The sequence below is a fragment of the Actinophytocola sp. genome, from assembly GCF_009379765.1.
Lineage (GTDB): Bacteria > Actinomycetota > Actinomycetes > Mycobacteriales > Pseudonocardiaceae > Actinophytocola.
On sequence record NZ_WHTD01000026.1, the window covers coordinates 1 to 22,869 of the forward strand.

Annotated in this window: 20 protein-coding genes and 1 pseudogene; 11 read left to right on the top strand and 10 right to left on the bottom strand. The window is 71.8% G+C overall.

Going from position 1 to position 22,869, the window contains the following annotated elements:
• Positions 1–546: DUF222 domain-containing protein (locus tag GEV28_RS10695; protein ID WP_291411198.1), on the bottom strand; the 546-nt coding region annotated here is incomplete at its 3' end.
• Between the two features lie 453 nt (positions 547–999).
• Between GEV28_RS10695 and GEV28_RS10700 the strand changes: the two are divergent.
• Positions 1,000–1,175: pseudogene (locus tag GEV28_RS10700) on the top strand (IS256 family transposase); the annotation flags it as partial.
• Between the two features lie 127 nt (positions 1,176–1,302).
• On the opposite strand, the gene GEV28_RS10705 reads toward GEV28_RS10700, so the two are convergent.
• From GEV28_RS10705 to GEV28_RS10715, 3 genes are read right to left on the bottom strand one after another with little or no spacing between them, the layout of a single operon-like run.
• A complete protein-coding gene (locus tag GEV28_RS10705) occupies positions 1,303–1,617 on the bottom strand; it encodes a DUF202 domain-containing protein (protein WP_291411200.1) in 315 nt (104 codons plus the stop codon).
• A 10-nt stretch (positions 1,618–1,627) separates the two neighbouring features.
• Positions 1,628–1,993, bottom strand: a complete 366-nt coding sequence (locus tag GEV28_RS10710) for a DUF202 domain-containing protein (RefSeq protein ID WP_291411202.1) — start codon at positions 1,991–1,993, stop codon at positions 1,628–1,630.
• Positions 1,990–2,850 (bottom strand): SMP-30/gluconolactonase/LRE family protein, encoded by an 861-nt coding sequence (locus tag GEV28_RS10715; RefSeq protein ID WP_291411204.1) that lies wholly within the window; start codon positions 2,848–2,850, stop codon positions 1,990–1,992. The genes GEV28_RS10710 and GEV28_RS10715 overlap by 4 nt, the downstream gene beginning before the upstream one ends.
• Before the next feature lie 127 nt (positions 2,851–2,977).
• Here GEV28_RS10715 and GEV28_RS10720 point away from each other — a divergent pair, with 127 nt between their 5' ends.
• Positions 2,978–4,621, top strand: a complete 1,644-nt coding sequence (locus tag GEV28_RS10720) for a BTAD domain-containing putative transcriptional regulator (protein WP_291411206.1) — start codon at positions 2,978–2,980, stop codon at positions 4,619–4,621.
• A 34-nt stretch (positions 4,622–4,655) separates the two neighbouring features.
• Here GEV28_RS10720 and GEV28_RS10725 read toward each other — a convergent pair whose 3' ends face one another.
• Positions 4,656–5,366: a TetR family transcriptional regulator gene (locus GEV28_RS10725; RefSeq protein WP_291411208.1), complete on the bottom strand. Its 711-nt coding sequence runs from the start codon at positions 5,364–5,366 to the stop codon at positions 4,656–4,658.
• Positions 5,363–5,779: a helix-turn-helix domain-containing protein gene (locus tag GEV28_RS10730; RefSeq protein WP_291411210.1), complete on the bottom strand. Its 417-nt coding sequence runs from the start codon at positions 5,777–5,779 to the stop codon at positions 5,363–5,365. Before GEV28_RS10730 ends, GEV28_RS10725 begins: the two co-directional genes overlap by 4 nt.
• 62 nt (positions 5,780–5,841) lie before the next feature.
• Here GEV28_RS10730 and GEV28_RS10735 point away from each other — a divergent pair, with 62 nt between their 5' ends.
• From GEV28_RS10735 to GEV28_RS10745, 3 genes are all read left to right on the top strand, one after another.
• Entirely contained in the window at positions 5,842–6,303 is a 462-nt protein-coding gene (locus tag GEV28_RS10735; protein WP_291411212.1) for a zinc-binding dehydrogenase, read from the top strand.
• Positions 6,304–6,374: 71 nt separating this feature from the next.
• Positions 6,375–7,373: a LacI family DNA-binding transcriptional regulator gene (locus GEV28_RS10740; protein WP_291411214.1), complete on the top strand. Its 999-nt coding sequence runs from the start codon at positions 6,375–6,377 to the stop codon at positions 7,371–7,373.
• A 163-nt stretch (positions 7,374–7,536) separates the two neighbouring features.
• Positions 7,537–9,810, top strand: a complete 2,274-nt coding sequence (locus GEV28_RS10745) for a discoidin domain-containing protein (protein ID WP_291411216.1) — start codon at positions 7,537–7,539, stop codon at positions 9,808–9,810.
• Here GEV28_RS10745 and GEV28_RS10750 read toward each other — a convergent pair.
• The 4 genes from GEV28_RS10750 to GEV28_RS10765 all read right to left on the bottom strand — a co-directional run bounded on the left by GEV28_RS10750 (position 9,746) and on the right by GEV28_RS10765 (position 15,282).
• Positions 9,746–10,273 (bottom strand): maltose acetyltransferase domain-containing protein, encoded by a 528-nt coding sequence (locus tag GEV28_RS10750; RefSeq protein WP_291411218.1) that lies wholly within the window; start codon positions 10,271–10,273, stop codon positions 9,746–9,748. The two genes, GEV28_RS10745 and GEV28_RS10750, sit on opposite strands and share 65 nt — an antisense overlap.
• Before the next feature lie 9 nt (positions 10,274–10,282).
• Positions 10,283–11,323 carry a LacI family DNA-binding transcriptional regulator gene (locus GEV28_RS10755; protein ID WP_291411220.1) on the bottom strand — a complete coding sequence of 347 codons (1,041 nt, stop codon included), beginning with the start codon at positions 11,321–11,323 and terminating at the stop codon, positions 10,283–10,285.
• A 31-nt stretch (positions 11,324–11,354) separates the two neighbouring features.
• Complete coding sequence (locus GEV28_RS10760) at positions 11,355–13,772, bottom strand: glycoside hydrolase family 3 C-terminal domain-containing protein (RefSeq protein ID WP_291411222.1); 2,418 nt, start codon at positions 13,770–13,772, stop codon at positions 11,355–11,357.
• Positions 13,773–14,034: 262 nt separating this feature from the next.
• The gene (locus tag GEV28_RS10765) at positions 14,035–15,282 is read right to left on the bottom strand and encodes an ROK family transcriptional regulator (protein ID WP_291411223.1); all 1,248 of its coding nucleotides are present in this window, start codon (positions 15,280–15,282) and stop codon (positions 14,035–14,037) included.
• Between the two features lie 185 nt (positions 15,283–15,467).
• Here GEV28_RS10765 and GEV28_RS10770 point away from each other — a divergent pair, with 185 nt between their 5' ends.
• The 6 genes from GEV28_RS10770 to GEV28_RS10795 all read left to right on the top strand — a co-directional run bounded on the left by GEV28_RS10770 (position 15,468) and on the right by GEV28_RS10795 (position 22,791).
• Positions 15,468–17,132 carry an ABC transporter substrate-binding protein gene (locus tag GEV28_RS10770; protein WP_291411226.1) on the top strand — a complete coding sequence of 555 codons (1,665 nt, stop codon included), beginning with the start codon at positions 15,468–15,470 and terminating at the stop codon, positions 17,130–17,132.
• An 8-nt stretch (positions 17,133–17,140) separates the two neighbouring features.
• Positions 17,141–18,214, top strand: a complete 1,074-nt coding sequence (locus GEV28_RS10775; protein ID WP_291411227.1) for an ABC transporter ATP-binding protein — start codon at positions 17,141–17,143, stop codon at positions 18,212–18,214.
• A gap of 163 nt (positions 18,215–18,377) precedes the next feature.
• Positions 18,378–19,358, top strand: a complete 981-nt coding sequence (locus GEV28_RS10780) for an ABC transporter permease (protein WP_291411229.1) — start codon at positions 18,378–18,380, stop codon at positions 19,356–19,358.
• Between the two features lie 4 nt (positions 19,359–19,362).
• A complete protein-coding gene (locus GEV28_RS10785; protein WP_291411231.1) occupies positions 19,363–20,331 on the top strand; it encodes an ABC transporter permease in 969 nt (322 codons plus the stop codon).
• On the top strand, positions 20,328–21,350 hold the full coding sequence (locus GEV28_RS10790; protein ID WP_291411233.1) for an ABC transporter ATP-binding protein: 1,023 nt from the start codon (positions 20,328–20,330) through the stop codon (positions 21,348–21,350). Before GEV28_RS10785 ends, GEV28_RS10790 begins: the two co-directional genes overlap by 4 nt.
• Positions 21,351–21,378: 28 nt before the next feature.
• Entirely contained in the window at positions 21,379–22,791 is a 1,413-nt protein-coding gene (locus GEV28_RS10795; RefSeq protein ID WP_291411268.1) for a GH1 family beta-glucosidase, read from the top strand.
• Positions 22,792–22,869 lie beyond the last annotated feature (78 nt).

Genomic DNA, 22,869 nt, shown 5'->3' on the forward strand with positions numbered 1-22,869 from the left:
GACCCGCGCGGCTGAGCCGTGCACGGTCAACACGGAACACCCGTCCTCGGTCGGATACATGTCCACCCGCCGCTGCGCCACCCGCTGCTCGTGCAACGCCTGCAGGGCGTCGGCGTTCACTCGCGCGACGATCCGCCGCAGTGCGCGGCTGAGCTTGACGGCCGGCATGTCCTCGACCCGGTCCAGGATCTCTCCTTCCACGATCGCCGCAGCCTCAAGTGACAACGGCAGGGTCGCGTCGGCGATCTTCGACGCTCGGTAGGGGTCGAGACGGCCGGCTTTGATCGCCGCCAACGTGCGCGGCAACCGGGTGGACAGGGTGACCGCGAGATCGAGGCGGTGTTGCGCGGCGCGGGGTGAGATCACCAGCAGCGCGGCGACCTCCACAGCATCGAACTCGCTGCCGCTGGCCGCGGCGTACCGGGCGAGTTGTTCCAGTGAGTGTCCCTCGTTCTGCCACGCCGCTCGCGTGAACCCGCGCGCCGTCGCCAACGGCACCGCCTCGGGGGAAGCATCCTCGGGTAGATCGACAATCGGCTCGCACATGTGGTCGATTCTACCCGAACCGCGGCACGTTTTCCGTTGCACGGCAACAGTTTCACCCCATCGGGTCGGCATGCACCCACCGTGTCCGCTCCGACCGCGAGCGGCGGGCCGTGGTCCCGGCCACCAAGTGGATGTGGGCGGACCTGGCGTGTCGCTGGCGTTCCGGCCCCGCGAGGGAGCCATGATCGTGATCCGAGCCGTCCGCACGGTGCTTTCTCCTTGTAACGCGAGTCGTTGAGCTCTGCGCTCGCACCTCAAAGCAGTACCTCCCGGCCGCCCTGGCCGCATTCCAGGTCCGGGGTATCGGGCCGGACTCCCGGGAAGCCCGCGCGGTCCTCGCGGCGGCACCCGAGCCCACCACGGCCGCGATGTTGACCACGCCACGACTCTCGACGCTTCTGCGCAAAGCCGTGTGCCCAGCGGCTGCGCGGCATCTTCGCCAGCACGCGACTACCCGCCGAGCACGGGCAGCATCTGCACACCACCAACCCGATCGAGTCCACCTTCGCCACCGTCCGGCACCGCAGCAAGATCATCAAAGGCCCGGGCTCCCGAGCCGCCGGACTCGCCATGGCATTCACGCTCATCGAGTCCGCCCAGACCGCCGGCGCGCCGTGAACGCACCCCACCGCTACGACAGCAGGCCAACAAAGGTCTCACACCTCCATCCGGAACAGACAGCGCCTCTGGCGCACCACAATGATCATGGACACCTCGGTCTGCGTCTCCGGCCCCACACCCCGTGGGACAAACCGACTAGGGCAGGGCGATCAGCAGCAGGGCCAGCGCGCCGAGCAGGAACACCGCACACGTGACCAGCAGCGCCGGCAAGGCGTGGTCCACCGGGCGCTGCTCGCGCAGCTGGCGGGCGGCGCGGCGGTAGTGGTCGTGGGACCAGCCGAGCACGCCGAACGCCAGCAGCGCCGCCGCGGCCGCCGCGCCGACCGCCCACGGGGACTGCCGGACGATGGCGAGCCGCCCGGCGAGCAGCGCGCAGCCGGCCAGCCCGAGCCCGGTGCGCACCCAGGCGAGCGACGTCCGCTCGTTCTGGACACCGTGATCGGTACTCACCGGGCGGCGCTCACAAGTTCGCCACCACGACCAGCACGAACACCGCCAGCGCGACCACGGCCACGCCGTAGGACAGCCACGGCGCGACCGTCGGCGGCGGCAGCGGCCGGCGCTCGCGCATGGCCTGCTCGCTGCGCAGCCAGCGGCGGAACGCCATCGCGCTCGTGGCCACCCCGGACAGCACCAGCAGCGCCGCGAGCACCTGGCGCAGCCCCGGCACCACGAGCGGCGGCACGAACGCCTCCAGCCCGATACCGCCTGCCATCAGCGCGAGCGAGGTGCGGATCCACGCGAGGAACGTGCGCTCGTTCGCGAAGCTGAACCGGGGATCCGGGTCCTCGCCGGTATCCCGCAGCCGCGCGGGCCAGCGACTCATCCGGCCCACTCGCCGGGTGCCTGGCCGGGCACCCCGGGGGACACCGCGAACAGCGACCCGGCCTCCGGCTGGCGGGCCAGAACCTCCTCGGCCAGCCCGGTCCGCGCGGTCGTGATGTACAAAGTGGACAGATCGGCGCCGCCGAACGCGCAGCTGGTCACCCGTTGCGCGGGCACCTCGACGGTCTCGGTCAGCCGGCCGTCCGGTGTGTACCGGCGCACCGCCCAGCCGTCCCACAGCGCCACCCACAGGTTGCCCTCGGCGTCCACGGTGAGCCCGTCCGGCCAGCCGCGGTCGATCTCGACGACCCGGCGGCGGCCCGAGATGTCACCGGTGGCCGGATCGTGGTCGAACGCGTCCACGCCGCCGGTCCGGGTGTCCACGTAGTACATCGTCGTGCCGTCTGGCGACCAGCCGAGACCGTTGGACACCGACACCCCGGTGAGCATCGTGTACAGGTCACCGTCCGGGTCGAGCCGGTAGAACGCACCCGCACCGTCGGTGCCCTCGACCATCGTCCCGGCCCAGAACCGGCCCCACGGGTCGGCCTTGCCGTCGTTGAAGCGGCCGCCCGGCGGGTTCGTCGCCACCTCGTGCAGCCGCTCGCGGTCCGACCCGTCCTCGGCACAGGTGACGATGCCGGTCTCGGTCGCGAGCACCAGCCCGCCGGAGCGCCGCACCGCGACCGTGCCGACCTGCTCGCCTGCCTCGAAAGAGGTGTCCTCGCCGGTCGCCGGGTCGAACCGGTGCACCTCACCGCGTTTGATGTCGACCCAGCGCAGCACCGCCGCGCGCCGGTCCCAGAGCGGTCCTTCACCGAGTCGGGCCCGCGCCGCGAGCACCACATCCACGATCACGCCAGGAACCTACCGGCTCGCCCGTCCGCGGAGATCAAGGCATACGCAGGATGACCGGCCGGTCACGCTGCGGTCGATTAGCAAGTTGTTAGCGCGATTGCCCACCCTTGTGCGTGGAGGTGACCGCGTGGAGACGTTCGAGGGCATCCGCTACCGGCTGCTGGGCCCGGTGGAGCTGTATCACGAGGGGGAGGCCGTCGACCTGGCGTCGACCAAGGTGCGGCTGATGTTGACCGCGCTGGCCCTGGCGCCCAACACGGTGGTCTCGTTCGACCAGCTGGGCCAGGTCCTGTGGGACGGCGGCGCGCCACCGTCGGCCCGGTCGAATGTGCGCACCTACGCGACGACGCTGCGCCGGGTACTGGACCAGGGATGCCGCAACCGGCTGGTCTCGCGCGGCGGCGGCTACCTCCTCAGCACGGATCCCGACGAGCTGGATGTGCAGGTGTTCGGCAGGCTCGCCGAGATCGGCCGGCGGGCGCTCGCGGATGGGGAGCCGGCGAGCGCCCGCACACACTTGCGGCAGGCGTTGGGGCTGTGGCGGGGCCACCCCGCCGAAGGGCTGCCGCGGCGCCGGGCGCTGGCCGGCGCGCTGGACGCGTTGACCGAGCAGCGGCTGCTGGTCGAGGAGGACCTGCTGGAGGCCGAGCTCGCCGTCGGGGGCAACGCGGAGCTGGTCGGCACCGCCCGGCGCCTGGTCACCGAGCACCCGCTGCGGGAGCGGGGCTGGGCGGAGCTGATGCTGGCGCTGTACCGCGGCGGCGACGTGGGCGCCGCGTTGGAGGCGTTCACCGAGGCGCGGAACCGGCTGGTCGAGGGGCTCGGCCTGGAGCCAGGGCCGCGGCTGCAGCAGCTGCACACGGCGATGCTCAACCGGGACCCGGCGCTGCTGGACCGGCCGCCCGCGGCCGCGGTCGTGCGCGGCGGCACCCGGTGCGAGCTGCCACGCCAGGTAGGCCTGGTGAACCGGGCCGAGGAGGTGCGCACGGTGGTCGCGGCATTGTGCGCGCTGGACGAGGACGAACCGCGGGTGGTCGTCGTGCACGGGCCGCCCGGCGCCGGCAAGTCGGCGGTGGCGTTGCGGGCCGCACACCAGGCGGCGTGGTCCTACCCGGACGGCCAGCGTTACGTGGACCTGACGGAGATCCCGCTGGACGGCGCGTCCTGGCGGGCGACGCTCGCCGGGCGACGCGAGCTGGTGGTGGTGGACCACTGCACGTCGGCCGCGCAGCTGCGGCCGTTGCTGGTCGCGGAGCCGGGTTGCGGCTTCCTGGTCACCGCGGACACACCGCTGGCAGCGGTCGACGCGACCACCCGGATCCCGGTCGGCCGGCTGAGCACCCCGGCCGCGGTGGCCATGCTGGGCAGGCTGATCGGCCGCTCACGGGTGACCCCGGCCTGGGCGGCCGCCGAGCTGGTCAAGCGCTGTGACCACCTGGCGCTGGCGGTGCGCGCGGCCGCGGCCGTGCTGATCGGGGACCCGCGGCTGACCCTGCCCGACCTCGCCGCCCGCCTGTCGGGCGAGGCGATCCTGGACGAGCTGGCGGTCGACGACCTCGATCCACGCGCCCGCCTGCTGTCCCGGTACCGCGCGATGTCCACTGTGGACCAAGGAGCGGCGGCCGCGTTCCAGTACCTGGGCACCGACGGCGCGACGGTGGAGGCGTTGACGACACCGGCGGTCCGCCGGCTGGCCGACCACGGACTGCTCGAGGACGGGCGTCTCGCACCACTCACCCACCGGGTCGCCGTCGAGCTGGGCACCGGCTGACCCCCGGACTCGCCCGGGCCCGCGATGATTCTCATCATCGGGGAAGCGGGTCCGGGCGGGCCGACGCGCGTAGGTCCGATGCTCGGCCCGCGCGGGCGACCAGGCCGATGAGCTGGTTGACCAGCGCCTCGGTGAGGCCCTCGGAGAACAGGTCGGCCGCGCACGGGGCGCCGAGCTCGGCGGAGACCGTGGCGACCACCTCGGTCGGGTTGGCGAACGGCCAGAGGCCGGCCACGACCACGACCGCCGCGCCGGCGAAGTGCGTGGCGCCCGGCTCGTCGAGCGCGGGGACGCAGGCACGCACCGTCCCGGCCAGCCGCGCGGTGTTCATGCTGAACCGGGTCTTGAAGTCGCGTGCCACCTCGAGCGAGATGTTGCGCTCCAGGACCGCGCCCATCGTGCTGAACAGCTCGCACAGCAACGGCTCGGCGATCAGCGAGGTCGCGATCGCCGTCGCCACCCGGGTCTCGCGCGCGAACCCGGCCGACCCGCGGCCGGGGGACAGCGAGAGACCGTCGAGCCACGCGGTCCACGTCCGGTCCAGGACCTCGAGGAAGATCGCCTCGCGGCTGTCGAAGTAGCGCAGCACGTTGGACTTCGCGAGCCCCACCCGGCCGGCCAGCTCGCGCAGCGAGATGTCCGCGACCGGCCGCTCCCCCAGCATCGCCGCGGCCGCGTTCAGGATCGCCTCGCGGCGGGCCGCCACCTGCTCGGGCCGCCGGGCCCGCTGGAACGCCGCGGTCATCCCACTGCAGCCCCGATCGGACCGGCCTCGGCGCGCGCCGCGTAGTCCACCCTGGCCCGCTGCACGAGCATGATGTTGTCCTCCGACCAGCGCCGGATCGCGGCCAGCGGCTCCGCGACGCTGTGGCCCAGCTCGGTGAGCGCATAGTCCACCCGCAGCGGCACCACCGGGTACACCGTCCGCGTCACGAGCCCGTCCTTCTCGAGCTCGCGCAGCGTCTGGGTGAGCATCTTCTGGCTGACGCCCTCGAGCCGGCGGCGCAGCTCACCGAACCGGCGCGGGCCCTCCTCCAGCGCGCCGATCGCGAGCGCCGTCCACTTGTTCGCGAGCAGGTCAAGCACGTCCCGGCACGGACAGTTGCGAAGGTAGACGTCGCGCGTGTCGGGTTCCTGCACGTCACAGATGGTTCCCATCAGGTACCTATAGCACGGAAGAGTGCCTAATTGCAACGAGTGACCAACAGCGGAACAGTGGTGTGCTGCGACGAGGAAGGATCACCGACGGGCATGCTCGCGAACCGATCCCCACCGAGGTGCTGTACGGGATGCCGCGCTTCCCGCGCCCCGGCCGCACCTGTGCCGAGTACGTCACCGCGCCCTCACGCCACGTCGCCCGCAAGCCGAGAAACCTCGGCCACGGGCACGCGGCGGCGCTCCCGCGGGTCGGGCTGACCGCGTGGCAGGCGCTGGTCGACGCGGCCGACGTCCGAGCCGGGCAGCTGGTGCTCGTCGAGCCGGACCACCACGACCTCGAGCAGCTGACCGAGCTCGTCGAGCGGGGCCTGCTGCGCGTCGAGGTCGACCGGGTGCTGCCGCTGGAGCAGGCCGCCGAGGCGCACCGGCTCGGGGAGAGTGGACGAACTCGCGGCAAGATCGTGCTCAGCGTCGGGGGGCGCGAACGAGCGAGTGAGCAGCGCGGAAGCGAAGACGGCGGGTAGCGCGGGAGCGAAGCGAACCATTCGGCACAGAACGTATTCTGAGCCCCGCAGCCGAACCCCGAGGCGGGAACATGCGCGTCACGATCGCCGAAGTCGCCCGGCGGGCCAGGGTCAGCAAGACGACCGTGTCCCGCGTGCTCAACAACAAGGGCGACGTGGACGCGAGCACCGCCATCCGGGTCCGCGAGGTCATCGCGGCCACGGGCTACACGCCCAGCGCCGGCGCGGTCAACCTCGCCCGGGGGCGCACCCAGACGGTCGGGATGCTCGTGCCGGGCCTCACCTGGCCGTGGATGGGTGACGTCCTGCAGGGCGTGGCCGACGTGCTCGAGGCACGCGGCTACGGCCTGCTGCTCAACACGATGAACCGCGGTGCGGACTCGCTCACCCAGTTCGCCCGGCACGTGTCGGCCAACGCGTTCGACGGGCTGCTTCTGGTCGAGCCGCCGGACACGCTGAACTACATCACCTCGCTGCACGAGTCGGGGCTGCCGGTCGTCATGATCGACGACCGCGGCCACCACCCCGGCTTCCCGTCGGTGGCCACCAGCAACCACGCGGGCGGCGCGGACGCCGCCGCGCACCTGCTGAGCTCCGGCCGCAGCCACCTCGCGATGGTGTCCGGGCCGGTCGAGTTCGGCTGCACCCGCGACCGCACCGCGGGCCTGCGCGCCCGGCTCGCCGACGCCGGCGTCGCGTTCGACGAGCGGCTGCTGGTCGAGGGTGACTTCACCCGCGGCGGCGGGCAGGCCGCGCTGGAGGAGCTGCTCGGTGCGGGCGTGGCGTTCGACGCGGTGTTCGCGCACAACGACCTGATGGCCGTCGGCGTGCTCGACGGCCTGCGTGCCGCGGGCCGCACGGTGCCCGACGACGTCGCGGTGATCGGCTTCGACGACATCTCGATCGCCGCGCACACCCGCCCCGCGCTGACCACGGTCCGCCAGCCGTCGCGCGAGATGGGCGAGGCGGCGGCCACGATGCTGCTGGACAACCTGGCAGGCGACGAGCTCCCCGACGAGCCCCACGTGGTCCCCACGTCCCTGGTGATCCGAGAGTCCGCCCCCGCCTGACCCCGCGAGTCCAACGCCCAGGTACCGCGAGTCCGGGCGGGCGGGTTCTTGACGGGCGGATTGCGTGGTTGTTAAATGCATCACAGGTCTCTGGAACCGGTTCCGGAACCGGTTTCCTCCCAGACTGGATCGATCCACCCTGCGTCCCCAGGTAGGACAGACGATGCGACTTTCCCTGCACCCCCGACCACCCACCCGACCCCGGCGCCTCACTTCGCTGATCGCGGTCGCGGCAACCGCCCTGGCGACCGCCACCGTGCTCAACGCGAGCACCCCGGCCGCCGCCGCGCCCACCCCGCTCGCCCAGGGCCGCACCGCCGCCGCGCTCGCGGCGTGCGGCACCACCGACGTCGCACAGGGCCGGACCGCCACCGCGTCGTCCACGGAGAACGCCGGCACCCCGGCGAGCGCCGCGGTCGACGGCAACGCCGGCACCCGCTGGTCCAGCGCGTTCAGCGACCCGCAGTGGATCCAGGTCGACCTCGGCAGCTCGCAGTCGATCTGCCGGGTGGGGCTGAGCTGGGAGGCCGCGTACGGCAGCGCGTTCCAGATCCAGGTGTCCGACAACGGATCCAGCTGGACGCCCGTCTACACGACGACCACCGGCGCCGGCGGCACCCAGACCCTCGACGTCACCGGCACCGGCCGCTACGTCCGGCTGAACGGCACCGTCCGGGCCACCGGGTACGGCTACTCGCTCTGGGAGCTCTCCGTGTTCACCACCGGCGGCGGCCCGGGTACGCCGGACACCGACCCGTACAACCCGAACCTCGGGCCGAACACGTTCGTCTACGACCCGTCCACACCGGCCGGCACGATCCAGAGCAGGCTCGACTCGATCGCCGCGCAGATGAAGACCAACCAGTTCGGCACCGAGCGCTACGCCGTGCTGTTCAAGCCGGGCACCTACAACGCCGACGTGAACCTGCGCTTCTACACCCAGGTCGCGGGCCTGGGCCTCTCGCCGGACGACGTGAACCTCAACGGGCACGTGCGGGTGGAGGCGGACTGGCTGCAGCAGGGCGACAACCCGAACAACCTGGGCAACGCGACGCAGAACTTCTGGCGGTCCGCGGAGAACCTGTCGGTGACCCTGCCGGCCGGCCAGATCGAGCGGTGGGCCGTGTCGCAGGCGGCGCCCTACCGGCGGATGCACCTGCGCGGCCAGGTGCAGCTGTGGAACGGCGGCGACGGCTGGGCGTCGGGCGGCCTCATCGCCGACTCGCGCATCGACGGCGTCGTGGAGTCCGGGTCGCAGCAACAGTTCTTCACCCGCAACAGCGACCTGCGCGGCGGCTGGTCCGGCTCGGTGTGGAACATGGTGTTCGCCGGCACCGCGGGCGCACCGCCGCAGAACTTCCCCAACCCGTCGCACACCGTCGTGGGGACCACACCCAAGATCCGCGAGAAGCCGTTCCTCTACGTCGCCGGTGACGGCGAGTACCGGGTGTTCGTGCCCGCGCTGCGGGAGAACACGAGCGGCACCTCGTGGGGCAACGGCGCGGCGCAGGGCACGTCGATCTCCCTGGCGGACTTCTACGTCGTGCAGGTCGGCACGCCCGCGTCGACGATCAACGCCGCGCTGGCCGAGGGCAAGCACCTGCTGTTCACGCCGGGCGTGCACCACCTCGGTGAGGCGCTGCGGGTGACCAACCCGAACACGGTCGTGCTCGGTCTCGGCCTCGCGACGCTCACCCCCGACACCGGCCAGGCGGCCATCCAGGTGTCCGATGTGGATGGTGTGAAGCTGGCAGGGCTGCTGATCGACGCCGGGCCGGTGAGCTCGCCGGTGCTGGCGGAGATCGGTCCGTCCGGCTCGTCGGCGAACCACTCGGCGAACCCGACGTCGCTGCACGACGTGTTCTTCCGGGTCGGCGGCGCCCACGTCGGCAAGGCGTCGGTCTCCTTGCGGGTCAACAGCCGCGACGTGATCGGCGACCACATGTGGTTGTGGCGCGGCGACCACGGCACCGGCATCGGCTGGGACGCCAACACCGCCGCCAACGGCCTGGTGGTCAACGGCGACAACGTGACGATGTACGGCCTGTTCGTCGAGCACTATCAGCAGTACAACACCATCTGGAACGGCAACGGCGGCCGGACGTACTTCTACCAGAACGAGATGCCGTACGACCCGCCGAGCAACGCGGCGTGGGGCAGCAGCGGCGGCGGAGCACTGGGCTGGGCGTCGTACAAGGTCGCCGACTCGGTGACCACGCACGAGGCCTGGGGTGTCGGCGTGTACTGCTTCTTCAACACCAACCCCGCGGTGACGGCCAGCCGCGGCTTCGAGGTCCCGAACACCTCCGGGGTGCGTTTCCACGGCCTGGTAACGGTTTCCCTCGGCGGCGTGGGCACGATCAACCGCGTCATCAACGACACGGGTGAGGTGGCGAACCTGCCGCACCAGGTGAGCTACGTACCGAACTACCCGTAGTCGTCCGGTGAGAAAGGGGGCGCCGCGGTCCTGCCCGCGGCGCCCCCGCTCCGGTCTCAGAGCTCCTTGGCCACGCGGGCCGGGTTGCCGACGGCTTCGCGGCCTCCCACCTCGCCCGGCGCAGCGCCGGGTCCAGCGGATGCGTCGGGGTCAGGAGCTGGACGTTCGGACCGATCTGGACGTCCGCGCCGATGGTGATCGGGGCGACGTCGAGGAGGACCGCGCCGAAGTTCAGGAACGTGCCCCGGCCGATCGTGACCTGGTAGCCGTAGTCCACATGCAACGGTGGGCGGACCTCGGCACCCTCGCCCAGCGAGCCCAGCAGCGACGCCAGGACCGCACGCGAGCCGCCGGTGTTGAACGAGGACATCAGCTCGGTGGCCCGCCGCAGGTCCGCGGCCAGCTCCGGGTCGTCGGCGATGTACAGCTCGCCGGCCAGCATGCGCTCTTTTTGGCTTGTCACCACGGCATTCTAGGCGGACTCGCGGACCACCAGGGTCGGGTCGAAGATCACCGACCGAGGCGGCACGGCCGGGTCGTCGATGTGGGTCAGCAGCAACCTGGCCATCTCCGCACCCATGTCCTCCACCGGCTGGCGGACCGTCGTCAGCTGCGGCCGGCAGGACTGCGCGGGGCTGCTGTCGTCGAAGCCGATGAGCGCCACGTCGTCGGGCACGCGGCGACCCTCGCGACCGAGCACGCCCAACGCGCCGGCCGCCATCAGGTCGTTCGCCACGAAGACGCCGTCCACGTCCGGAGCGGCACGAAGCAGCCGGGTCATCGCCACCTCGCCGCTCTCGTGGGTGAAGTTGCCGGTCTCGTTCGGCACGAAGGCGTGGCCGTGCCGCGCCATCGCGTCCCGGAAGCCCGCCAGCCGGTCCTGGCTCGCCGGCACGTCCAGCGGCCCGGAGATCGTCGCCATCCGCCGGCAGCCGCGCGCCACCAGGTGGTCGGCCGCCAGCCCCGCACCCGCCCGGTGCGCGAGGTCCACGTAGCTGATCGGGATCGGCGGCGTCGGGCGGGCGAACAGCACCGCGGGCAGCGCCGCCCGCACGCACATCCCCGGCAGCGGGTCCTCCGCGTGGGTCGACACCAGCAGCGCGCCGTCCGCGCCGCCCTGGCGCAGGTGCCCGACCACGTCCGCGCGCGCCTGCTCGGTGTCGGCCAGCATCAGCAGCGGGTGCATGGCGTGCCGGCGCAGGAAGTCGACCACCCCGCCGACCACCCGGCCGAAGAACGGGTCGCCGAACACCCTGGTCGAGTACCGGGGGTCGACCGGGCCGTCGGGCTCGCCCGCGCCCGACACCACCAGCGCGATGGCCCCGGTCCGCCGGGTGACCAGCGAGCGCGCGACCCGGTTGGGCGCGTAGCCGGTCTCCTCGATGGCCCGCCGGACCACCTTCTGGATCTCCGTGTCCACGTTTCGGATGCCGTTGATCACCCGGGACACGGTCGCCCGGGACACGCCGGCCACCCGGGCGACGTCCTCGAGCGTCGGCGAAGCATCACTCATGGCTCCCCATGGTACGGGAGAGCGCTCTCCGTCAACCTCCGATCGCCATCCGCGCGGACAGCGGCAGGTCCCCGGCCGACCGGCCCGCGTGGACCGCGAACTCGCCCGGCTCGACCGCCCACCCGCCGGGCGTCCAGTGCTCCACCATCCGCGCCGGCACGTCGACCACCGCGTCGACCACGCCGCCCGGCGCGGCGGTCACCGCCGTGAAGCCGGCGAGCCAGCGCGGCGGGCGCGCGACCGTACCGTCCGAACGGGACAGGTACACCTGCACGACCTCGCGGCCGGGCCGGGAGCCCGTGTTGCGCACCCGGATCCGCACCGAGCACGCGTGACCGTCCGGTTCGGACACCGAGATGTCCTCATAGGACCAGGTGGTGTAGCCGAGCCCGTGGCCGAACCAGTACGCGGGCGGGGACCCCGCTCCGAGCCACGCCCGGTAGCCGATGTCCAGCCCCTCCGCGTAGCGCAGCACCCCGTCCACCGGCCGAGTGTCGAGCACCGGGACGTCCGCCGCACCGGCCGCCCAGGTGGTGGGCAGCCGCCCGCCCGGCTCGGCCGCGCCGAACAGCACGTCGGCCAGGCCGTGCCCGGCCTGCTCGCCGGGAAACCAGCTCAGCAGCACCGCCGGCACCTCCTCGCGCCACGGCAGCAGCACCGGCCCACCCGAGTTGACGATCACCACGGTGTTCGGGTTCGCCGCCGCGACCGCGCGAACCAGCTCGTCCTGCGCACCCGGCAACGCCAGCGACGTCCGGTCGAAGCCCTCGCTCTCGATCTCGTCCGTCGTGCCGACGACCACGACCGCCAGGTCGGCGCCCTGAGCGAGCTCGACCGCGGCGGTGAGCTCGCGGACCGCCCCACGCCGGGGCGGGTCGGCGGCCAGCAGCGTCGCGACCCCGGTGCCCGGCACCAGCGAACGGCGCGCCACCAGGTGCACCTCCTCGCCCTCGGTGACCCGCAGCATGCCGGCCCGGAACGCGGGCGCCAGGTGCATCGTCGCCGGGTCGTCGGTGTCGACCGCGATGTCCTCGTCGACGAGTGGCCGCCCGTCCGCGGTCAGCGACACCGGGCCCCAGCCGCCGACCGCGAGCCGCCACTCACCGCTCGACGGGGGCCGCAGCAACGCCTGGATCTCCACGGTCACCGCGCCGGACACCCGGGCCGGCTCGAGGATCCGTCCGGACAGCCGCCGCTCGGCGTGCAGCTCGCCACCCCCGGCGTCGAGCAGCCGCACCAGCACGCCCGGCTCGCCCGAGACCGGATCACCCGAGTACGCCGGGTCGAGCGGGGTCGGCGACTCGCTCGGGTACGCGCCGACCGCGTGCACGACGTCCGCGGTCCCGGCGAGCGCGGCCCGGATCCCGTCCAGCGGCGAGACCGGCGCGGCCGGGTACACCCCCGCGCTGCCGCCGCCCTGGATCCGCGCGGTCACGGCGTTCCAGCCGAGCACCGCCACCCGGCGCACCGACGTCGGGTCGACCGGCAGCACGCCCTCGTTGCGCACCAGCACCGCGCTCGACGCGACCGCCGTGCGCAGCAACGCCAGCTCGGACTCCATAGTGGACATGAGATCGGGACGCGGTCGCGGCGAGCCCAAGGCGCCCACCAGGTCGGCCAGCCGCAGCAACCGCTCCACCTTGTCATCCACAGTGGACTCCATGATCTCGCCCGAGCGCACCGCCGCCGCCAGCGCGTCCCCCCACGGCCCGCGCGGTCCCGGCATCACCAGGTCCTGCGCGGCCCGCGCGGACGGCATGGTCGAGCGCACCGCGCCCCAGTCCGACACCACCGGCCCGGTGAACCCCCACTCCCCCTTCAGCGGGTCGGCCAGGAGCGGGTTCTCCGACATCGGCGCGCCGTTCACCCCGTTGTAGGCCGACATCACCGCCCACACGCCCGCGGCCACCGCGGCCTCGAACGGCACCAGGTACACCTCGCGCAGCACCCGCTCGTCGACGGCCGCGTCGAGGGTCATCCGCTCGGTCTCCGAGTCGTTGGCCACGTAGTGCTTCGCGGTCGCCGCCACCCCGCCGGCCTGCACGCCCCGGACGTAGGCCGCGCCGATCCACGCGGTCAGCCAAGGATCCTCGCTGTAGCACTCGAAATGCCGGCCACCGACCGGCGAGCGGTGCAGGTTCAGCGTCGGCGCGAGCAGCACGTCCACGCCCTTGCGCCGAGCCTCCGCGGCGAGCAGCCCGCCCAGCCGGGCGACCAGCTCGGGTGACCAGGTCGCCGCCAGCGCGGTCGGCGACGGCAGCACCAGCGAGGTGTCCCGCTCGTCCCATCGCTCACCCCGCACGCCGACCGGCCCGTCCGACATGACCACCGGCCGCAGGCCGATCGCCGGCTCGGCGTGGATCCGCCACTGGGTCGCGCCGGTCAGCAGCCGGACCTTCTGGTCGAGGTCGAGCTTGCCGACCAGCCGCCGAAGCTCCTCGGTGCGCACTGGTGCCACCTTTCCGGGAGAGCGCTCTCCCACTCGTCGTCGAGCCGCGTGCCCTGGACGCTGCTGGTGTCCCCCGTCGGGAGTCTGTTGCGTGCGTCGGCGAGTCCAGGTTTCTGCTGGCAAGGCGCCGGTTCGTCCTCGTACTGGTGCTGTTACTTGTCGGGCTCGGTGGCGTAGCGCCAGTTTGGGCGGACCGGCAACGCCGCCAGCAGGAAGCTGGGCCGGCGAATCACGTGACGAACTCCCGGCGGGGGACATCAGGTCAGGTGACCGGAGCCACCGCGGGACGCCGCGCCGACCGCGGTTCCCTGGGGTCGGAGCCGAGGTTGAGCAGCGCCTCGACCGGCAGCGTGGCCGCGCCGACCGCGACCGCGTCCGGGCCGAGCTGGCACAGCTCGATCGACGTCTGCTCGTAGGCGTGCCGGAGCGCGTGGGCCGCGGTGGCCCGGCGGATCTCCGGCAGCAGCCGGGTGCCGAGCGCGAGACCCGCCCAGCCGCCGAGCACGATCCGCTCCGGGTTGAACAGGTTGACGAGGTTCGCGATGCCCGCGCCGAGGAAGCCGACGGTCTCCTCGACCACCGCGGCCGCGGTCGCGGACCGGTCCGCCGAGGCCAGCAGGAAGTCCAACTGGGACTGCTCGTCCGACCGCGGGACGGCCCGCCCGCCGCGTGCCTTGCGGAACCGGTCGAGGACGCCCTCGGCGCCGACGTAGGCCTCGAGGCACCCACGCGCGCCGCACCGGCACAGCCGCCCGCCGAACACCAGCGTGGTGTGCCCCCACTCCCCCGCGCTGCTGGTCGATCCCCGGTAGGTCGTGCCGTCGGCGATCACCGTGGCGCCCACCCCGGAGCCGATCAGCGCGATCACCGCGTGCCGCGCCCCGCGACCGGCGCCGAACCACATCTCCGCCTGGCCTTGGGTCTTCGCGCCGTTCTCCACGAACAGCGGCGCACTCACCCCGCACGCACGCACCAGCTCGGCGAGCGCGATCCCGTCCCAACCGATGGCCTGCGCGTGCACCCGGACCGTGTCGCCCTGCTCGACCGTGCCGGGCACCCCGATGCCGACCCCGAGCACGTCGCCTTCCGCGACGGAGGCCTGACCCAGCAGCTCCTCCAGGCCGGCCGCGATCAGCGGACCGACGAGCCCGGGGTCGGGCTGCGGCGGCGGCAGTGGCCGGTCGACCGCGGCGAGCCGGGTCATGCTCAGGTCGAAGAGCTCCATCTTCACGCCGGTCTCGCCGACATCGACCCCGATCACGTTGCCGTAGCCGGGGTTCACCCGCAGCAGCACCCGCGGCCGGCCGCCGTCGGACTCGACCAGGCCGGCCTCGACCACCAGCCGGTCCTCGACCATCTCGCCGACCACGTTGCTGACCGTGGCGGCGGACAGGCCGGTGCGCTGACCGAGCTCGTAGCGGCTGAGCGGCCCTTCGAAGAACAGCGTCGACAGCAGCGTCGACCGGTTGCGCCGCCGCAGGTCCCGGACCGTGGCGCGCTTCGCCTCCATTGGAACTCGTCCCTCCCGACCCCCGGCCGTGCAGAAGCCTAACCGGAGCCGACGATAGTTCATGGGGCGACTTAATTCGTAGCTTAAAATTAGACTAAATTCGTTACCTGGATGTTATTGACGTGATGGCCGTCACCCCGATTGACTCGTTGCGCTGCTCTCCCCCGCCCCCGAGGAGGAAAACCATGCGACTCAGGCGCACTGCCGCGTTGGTCGCCGCGCTCACGATCACCCTGACCGGAGTGGCCGCCTGCGGCAGCGGTTCCGGTGACGACGCGGGCAACGCGGCCGGGGTGCTGAACATCGGCATGCCCAACGGGCCGCAGACGGAGAACCACAACCCGTTCCTCCCGTCGTCGTCCGGCGCCTCGCTCGGCTACAAGTGGATGATCTTCGAGCCCCTCGTGATGACCAACCAGGTGAAGCCGTCCGAGGAGGGCAAACCCTGGCTCGCCACGGCGTGGGAGTGGTCGGACAACTACAAGAAGCTCGTCCTGACCATCCGCGACGGCGTGAAGTGGTCCGACGGCAAGGCGATGACCGCCAACGACGTCGCCTACACCTACAACCTGCTGAAGAAGACCCCGGCGCTCAACATCAACGCCATCCCGTTCGACACGGTGACCGCGAGCGGCAACCAGGTGACCGCGACGTTCACCTCGTCCCAGTTCGTCAACCAGGTCGACATCCTGAGCTCGATCGTGGTGCCCGAGCACCAGTGGTCCACACTCGACGACCCGGCCACCGACACGCTCAAGAAGCCGGTCGGCACCGGCCCCTACGAGCTGAAGACGTTCACCCCGCAGACCGTCACGCTCACCAGGCGCGCCGAGTACTGGCAGGACCTGCCGGAGCCCAAGGAGCTGCGCTACACCTCCTACAACGACAACAACGCGCAGACCACGGCGCTCGCCAACGGCTCGTCCGAGTGGGCGTTCACGTTCATCTCCAACTACAAGGCCGTCTACGTCGACAAGGACCCCGAGCACCACAAGCTGTGGTTCCCCGGCACGCTCGCGATCCACGGCCTGTTCTTCAACACCGAGCTGAAGCCGTTCGACGACCCGGCCCTGCGCCGCGCGATGAGCATGGTCGTCGACCGCGAGGACATCTTCAACCAGGGCGAGGCCGGCTACTTCTACCCCCAGGTCACCAGCGTGACCGGCATCCCGACGCCCGCGGGTGACGCGTTCATCGCGCCCGAGCTCAAGGGCAAGAACTTCGAGATCGACGTCGACGGCGCCAAGAAGGAGCTCACGAGCAACGGCTACCGCTACGACGGCGACACCCTGCTCGACAAGACCGGCAAGCCGGTCAAGATCACCCTGTCCAACCCCGCCGGCTGGTCGGACTACATCACCGACCTGGAGATCCTCAAGGACAACTTCTCCCAGATCGGCATCGAGGTCACCGTCGACAAGGCCAACACCGACGCCTGGACCACCAACATCGACACCGGTGAGTTCGAGGCCGCCATGCACTGGACCAACGGCGGCGCGACCCCGTACGACCTCTACCAGTCCATGATGGACGGTGCGCTGTACAAGGCTCGCGGCGAGGCTGGCACCAACGGCAACTGGGGCCGGTTCCGCAACGACAAGGCCACCGCCGCGCTCGACAGCTACGCCAACGCCGAGGACGACGCCACCCGCACCGAGGCGATGAACGAGCTGCAGCGGATCTTCGTCGAGCAGATGCCGGTGCTCGTCACCTCCGCGGCCAACGCGGGCGGCGAGTACAGCACCAAGAACTGGGAGGGCTGGCCGGACGAGAACAACCAGTACGCGCCCGCGCAGCCGACCCTGGTCAACTCGCTCGACGTGGTGCTGCACCTGAAGCCCGCGGCGTGAGCCGAGGAATGACCGCGAGCCCTGCGCCCACCGCCTCCGGCACCACCGACGTGGTGCTGGAGGCGGTGGGTCTCACCAAACACTTCCCCGTGCGGCGAAGGCTCCGCGAGCTGGGTCGCGCGCGGCGCAGCGTCCGCGCGGTCGACGACGTCAGCCTCGTGCTGCGCCGCGGCCAGGTCACCGCGATGGTCGGTGAGTCCGGGTCGGGCAAGTCCACCGTGGCCCGGCTGCTGGCCCAGCTCGTCGGGCAGACCGCGGGCGAGATCCGGTTGCACGACAAGGCGATCCGGGCGTCGCGCGGGCGCGCGTTCCGCGCGTACTGCCGGCGGGTCCAGATGGTCTTCCAGGACCCGTTCGCCTCGCTCAACCCGATCCACACCGTCCGCTACCACCTCACCAGGGCGCTGCGGATCCACCGGCGCGGCGAGGACCTCTGGGCCGGGCTCGACGACCTGCTCACCCGGGTGCAGCTGACCCCGCCGGAACTGTTCCTGTCGAAGTACCCGCACGAGCTCTCCGGCGGGCAGCGCCAGCGGGTCGCGATCGCGCGGGCGCTGGCCGCCGGGCCGGAGGCGCTGCTGGCCGACGAGCCGGTGTCCATGTTGGACGTCTCGATCCGGCTCGGCGTGCTGAACCTGCTGCGGGACCTGCGGGACCGGCTCGACCTCGCGATCCTCTACATCACCCACGACATCGCCTCGGCCCGCTACTTCGCCGACGAGGTGCTGGTGATGTACGCGGGCCAGGTCGTCGAGGGCGGCGACGGCGAGGCGGTCACCCAGCGCGCCGCGCACCCGTACACCCAGCTGCTGGTCTCCTCCGCGCCCGACCCGGACCGGATCGCCGGTGCGGCGGTCGTCGAGGAGCCCGAGGCCGGCGGCGAGCCGCCGAGCCTGATCAACCCGCCGTCCGGCTGCCGGTTCCACCCGCGCTGCCCGCACGTCATGGCGCGGTGTCGGACCGAGGCGCCGCCTCGGCTTCCGGTGACCGGCAACGGGACCGGGCACTGGGCGGCCTGCTGGCTCTACGACGCGAAGACGGTCTCGGAGTCAGCGGCGGCGGGCTCGGAGCCGGCATCATGACCCCCCTTGTGTCAACCTCAGCAGCGGGGAACCCGCACGACCCGCGCGCCTGCCAACCGCACCCAAGGGGACCGGGACGCGACCCAGCCACCGGTACGCACCGAACCGGACGCCACCAACCCACGGCGACCACAACTTTGAATTCCGGGGAGGCGGTCTAGCCATGACATATCTCCTGCGCCGGCTCGGCTTCTACGCGTTCACCGCCTGGGCCGCGATCACCATCAACTTCTTCCTGCCGCGGCTCATCCCCGGCGACCCGGTGCAGGCGCTGATCAGCCGGGCGCACGGGATGCTGGACACCCAGGCGATCCAGTCGCTGTACATCCTCTTCGGACTCGACGACGAGCAAAACCTGTTCTCCCAGTACATCGACTACTGGGGCCAGCTGCTGCGCGGCGACCTGGGGCTGTCCTTCACGTTCTTCCCCACCCCGGTGTCCGAGGTGATCGCGGACAGCCTGCCGTGGACGCTCGCGCTCGTCGGGTTCACCACCGTGATCAGCTTCCTGCTCGGCACCGCGCTCGGCATGATGGCCGGCTGGTGGCGCGGGTCCTGGGTGGACGCCGTGATGCCGGTGACGACGTTCCTGTCGTCCATCCCGTACTTCTGGCTGGGCCTGATCGCGATCACCCTGTTCGCCGACCAGGGCGGCGCGTTCCCGTCCTCCGGCGGCTACGACCCGGGCGTCGTGCCGAGCTGGGACTGGGACTTCATCGGCAGCGCGGTCTACCACAGCATCCTCCCCGCGATCACGATCCTCATCACCTCGATGAGCGGCTGGGTGCTGTCGATGCGCAACATGATGCTCACGGTGTCCAGTGAGGACTACATCACCGTCGCGCACGCGAAGGGCCTGCCCGAGCGCCGGGTGATGGTGAGCTACGCGGCCCGCAACGCCCTGCTGCCCAGCGTGTCCGCGTTCGCGCTGGCGCTCGGCCTGATCGTCGGCGGCACGCTGCTGGTGGAGATCGTGTTCTCCTACCCCGGTGTCGGGTTCCAGCTCTTCGCGGCGGTCGGTGCCAAGGACTACCCGCTGATCCAGGGCATCTTCCTGATCATCACGCTGTCCGTGCTGGTGGCCAACCTGCTCGCGGACGTGGTCTACCTGCTGCTCGACCCGCGCACGAGGAAGGAGGGCTGAGCCCGTGGCACTGCCCACCACCGACATCGTGCCGGTGCCCGCCGACGAGCCGGCAGCTTCAGGCGGCCGCGGGCGCCGCCGCTCGGCGTTCCTGGCCAACCGCAAGGCGGTGGCCGGACTGGCGATCGTCGTGGTCCTGCTCGTGTTCGCGGTCATCGGTCCGTGGATCACGCCGTACGACCCGGGCAAGCGCGGCGACGACCTGCTCGTCGGGCCGAGCGCCGCGCACTGGTTCGGCACCACCCACCTCGGCCAGGACATCCTCAGCCAGATCCTCGACGGCACCCGCAGCGTGATGCTCGTGGGGCTGGTCGCGGGGTTCGTGGCGACGGTGCTCGCGATCCTGTTCGGCGTCACCTCCGGCTACTTCGGCGGGTTCGGCGGCGAGAGCCTTTCCGCGGTCTCCAACGTGTTCCTGGTGATCCCGGCGCTGCCGCTGATCCTCATCATCACGCTGTCCCTGCCGGACACCGACGACCTCACGATCGCGCTGGTGATCGGCTGCACGTCGTGGGCATGGGGAGCGCGGGTGCTCCGGGCGCAGACGCTGTCGTTGCGGCGCAGGGACTACGTGGAGGCGGCCAGGGCCACCGGCGAGTCGACCTGGCGCGTCCTGGGCTTCGAGATCCTGCCGAACCTCACCGCGGTGATCGCCGCGAGCTTCGTCGGCACGGTGATCTTCGCGGTGCTGTCGGAGATCACCCTGGCGTTCATCGGCGTTCCCGGGGTGTCGGAGTGGAACTGGGGCGCGATCCTGTTCTGGGCGCAGAGCCAGCAGGCACTCGCGCAGGGCGCGTGGTGGTGGTTCGTGCCGGCCGGGCTCGCGATCGCGTTGCTCGGCACGGGCCTCGCGCTGCTCAACTTCGGCATCGACGAGTACGTCAACCCGCGGCTGCGCAGCGGGCCGCAGCGGGTGCGCGGCGTGAAGATGCGGGTCGGGTTCACCCCGGTCCTCGGAAAGGAGAGCCGGTGACGGGCGAGCCGGTGCTGGACATCCGCGGGCTGTCGGTCGACTACGGCCTCGGCGAGGACGCCGTGCACGCGGTCCGCGACGTCGACCTGACCCTGCACCGCGGCGAGGTGCTCGGCCTCGCCGGCGAGAGCGGCAGCGGGAAGTCCACACTGGCCTACGGGATGCTGCGGCTGCTGCCGCCTCCCGGGGTGATCCGAAGTGGACAGGTGACCTACCGCCCGCGCGACGGCGAGCCGATCGACCTGATGTCGCTGTCCCGGTCCCGGTTGCGCCGGTTCCGCTGGGCCGAGGTCTCGATCGTGTTCCAGGGCGCGATGAACTCGCTCAACCCGGTGCACATGGTCGTCACCCAGCTGACCGACGTGATCGCCGCGCACGAGCCGCGCACGACGGCGGCCGCGCGCAAGGCGCGGGCGGTGGAGCTGCTGAACCTCGTCGGCATCAACGCGGACCGGCTGACGAGCTACCCGCACCAGCTCTCCGGCGGCATGCGGCAGCGGGTGATGATCGCGATGGCGCTCGCGCTGGAGCCGCGGGTGGTCGTGATGGACGAGCCGACCACCGCGCTCGACGTCGTGATGCAGCGCCAGATCCTGCGCCAGCTCGTCGAGCTGCGCGAGCGGATCGGGTTCTCGGTCCTGTTCATCACCCACGACCTGTCGCTGCTGGTGGAGTTCTCCGACCGGATCGCGATCATGTACGGCGGCCGCATCGTCGAGTCCGCGCCGGCCGCCGAGCTGTACCGCTCGTCGCTGCATCCCTACAGCGACGGCCTCCTGCACTCGTTCCCCGCGCTGCGCGGCCCGCGGCGCGAGCTGACCGGCATCCCGGGCTCGCCGCCGGACCTGCGCGCGATGCCGACGGGGTGTGCGTTCCATCCCCGCTGCCCGAAAGCCTTTGACCCGTGCGCCGAGCGTTCGCCGGTATCGGAGGAACCGGCCGGCCACGGGGGTTCGGACCGGTCCGTGGCCTGCTGGCTGCACAGCGCCCACGAGCCGGCCGAGCGGGTCACGACCTGACCCGGGAGCCACGACACATGGAGGATGGATCTTGGACACGACTGCGGCTGTGGTGGAACCCGCGGCGGAGGCAGACCTGATCGCGAGCCTGCCCGCGGACTTCCGTTGGGGCGTGGCGACATCCGCGTACCAGATCGAAGGGGCGTACGACCAGGACGGCCGCGGACCGTCCATCTGGGACACGTACTGCCGGACCCCTGGCATGGTGGAGGGCGGCGACAACGGTGACGTCGCGTGCGACCACTACCACCGGATGCCGGCGGACGTCGCGCTGATCAAGTCGCTCGGCGTGGACGTCTACCGGTTCTCCGTGGCGTGGCCGCGGGTGCAGCCGGGCGGCCGTGGGCCGGCGAACCCGCTGGGGCTCGGCTTCTACGACCGGCTCGTCGACGAGCTGCTGGGCAAGGGTGTCGACCCGTGGGTGACGCTGTACCACTGGGACCTGCCCCAGGAGCTGGAGGACGCGGGTGGCTGGCCGGCCCGGGACACCGCGTACCGGTTCGCCGACTACGCGATGCTGGTGTTCGACGCGTTGCAGGACCGGGTGCGCACGTGGACCACGCTGAACGAGCCGTGGTGCTCTGCGATGCTCGGCTACCACGAGGGCCGGCAGGCGCCGGGCCGGCAGGACTTCCCGGCCGCGATGGAGGCCGTGCACCACCTGCTGCTGGGCCACGGTCTGGCGGTGCGGCGAATGCGTGCGGCGGCCTCGACGCCGGTCGAGCTCGGGATCACGCTGAACATGGGCACGTCCATGCCGGCGACGCAGAGCACGGCCGACCAGGAGGCGACCCGGCGCGCCGACGGCCTCGGTGTCCGGATCTACCTGGATCCCTTGCTGCGCGGCCAGTATCCGGGCGACATCGTCGACGACCTGTCGGTGCGCGGCGTGAAGCTCCCGGTGGTCGATGGCGACCTGCAGATCATCGGCGAGCCCATCGACGTGCTCGGGGTGAACTACTACTCGAGCCACCTGGTGTCCGGTGTGGACTCCGCGGGGCGCACCGAGGACGCCGAGGGCAACCCCGTTCAGTCCACCGTGCGCATGGGCCGGCCGGTGACCGCGATGGACTGGGAGATCGTGCCGGAGGGCTTCACGGACCTCCTGGTACGGCTGTCCCGCGACTACCCGGGCATGCCGATGGTGATTACGGAGAACGGCGCCGCGTTCGACGACGAGGCCGACCCCTCGGGGTACGTCGCGGACGTGGACCGGACGGCATACCTGTCGGCACACATCGCGGCGGTCGCGGCCGCGCGGGCGCGGGGGGCCGACGTGCGCGGGTACTTCGCGTGGTCGCTGATGGACAACTTCGAGTGGTCCTACGGCTACGCGAAGCGGTTCGGCCTGGTGCACGTGGACTACGAGACCCTGGTGCGGACCCCGAAGCAGAGCGCCCTCTGGTACCGCGACACGATCCGCAGGGCCCGCGCCCACTGACCCCGCGAGTCCCCACTCTCGACCCGCGAGTCCCCCGTTCGGAGCGTTGGACTCGCGGGTCCTGGGCGTTGGACTCGC

Coding starts and splice junctions, on each gene's coding strand:
- GEV28_RS10725 (WP_291411208.1), bottom strand. CDS start 5,366: ATGACCGCGGCGTTCCAGCGGGCCCGGCGGCCCGAGCAGGTGGCGGCC.
- GEV28_RS10775 (WP_291411227.1), top strand. CDS start 17,141: ATGACCGCGAGCCCTGCGCCCACCGCCTCCGGCACCACCGACGTGGTG.
- GEV28_RS10770 (WP_291411226.1), top strand. CDS start 15,468: ATGCGACTCAGGCGCACTGCCGCGTTGGTCGCCGCGCTCACGATCACC.
- GEV28_RS10730 (WP_291411210.1), bottom strand. CDS start 5,779: ATGGGAACCATCTGTGACGTGCAGGAACCCGACACGCGCGACGTCTAC.
- GEV28_RS10710 (WP_291411202.1), bottom strand. CDS start 1,993: ATGAGTCGCTGGCCCGCGCGGCTGCGGGATACCGGCGAGGACCCGGAT.
- GEV28_RS10780 (WP_291411229.1), top strand. CDS start 18,378: ATGACATATCTCCTGCGCCGGCTCGGCTTCTACGCGTTCACCGCCTGG.
- GEV28_RS10740 (WP_291411214.1), top strand. CDS start 6,375: ATGCGCGTCACGATCGCCGAAGTCGCCCGGCGGGCCAGGGTCAGCAAG.
- GEV28_RS10745 (WP_291411216.1), top strand. CDS start 7,537: ATGCGACTTTCCCTGCACCCCCGACCACCCACCCGACCCCGGCGCCTC.
- GEV28_RS10765 (WP_291411223.1), bottom strand. CDS start 15,282: ATGGAGGCGAAGCGCGCCACGGTCCGGGACCTGCGGCGGCGCAACCGG.
- GEV28_RS10755 (WP_291411220.1), bottom strand. CDS start 11,323: ATGAGTGATGCTTCGCCGACGCTCGAGGACGTCGCCCGGGTGGCCGGC.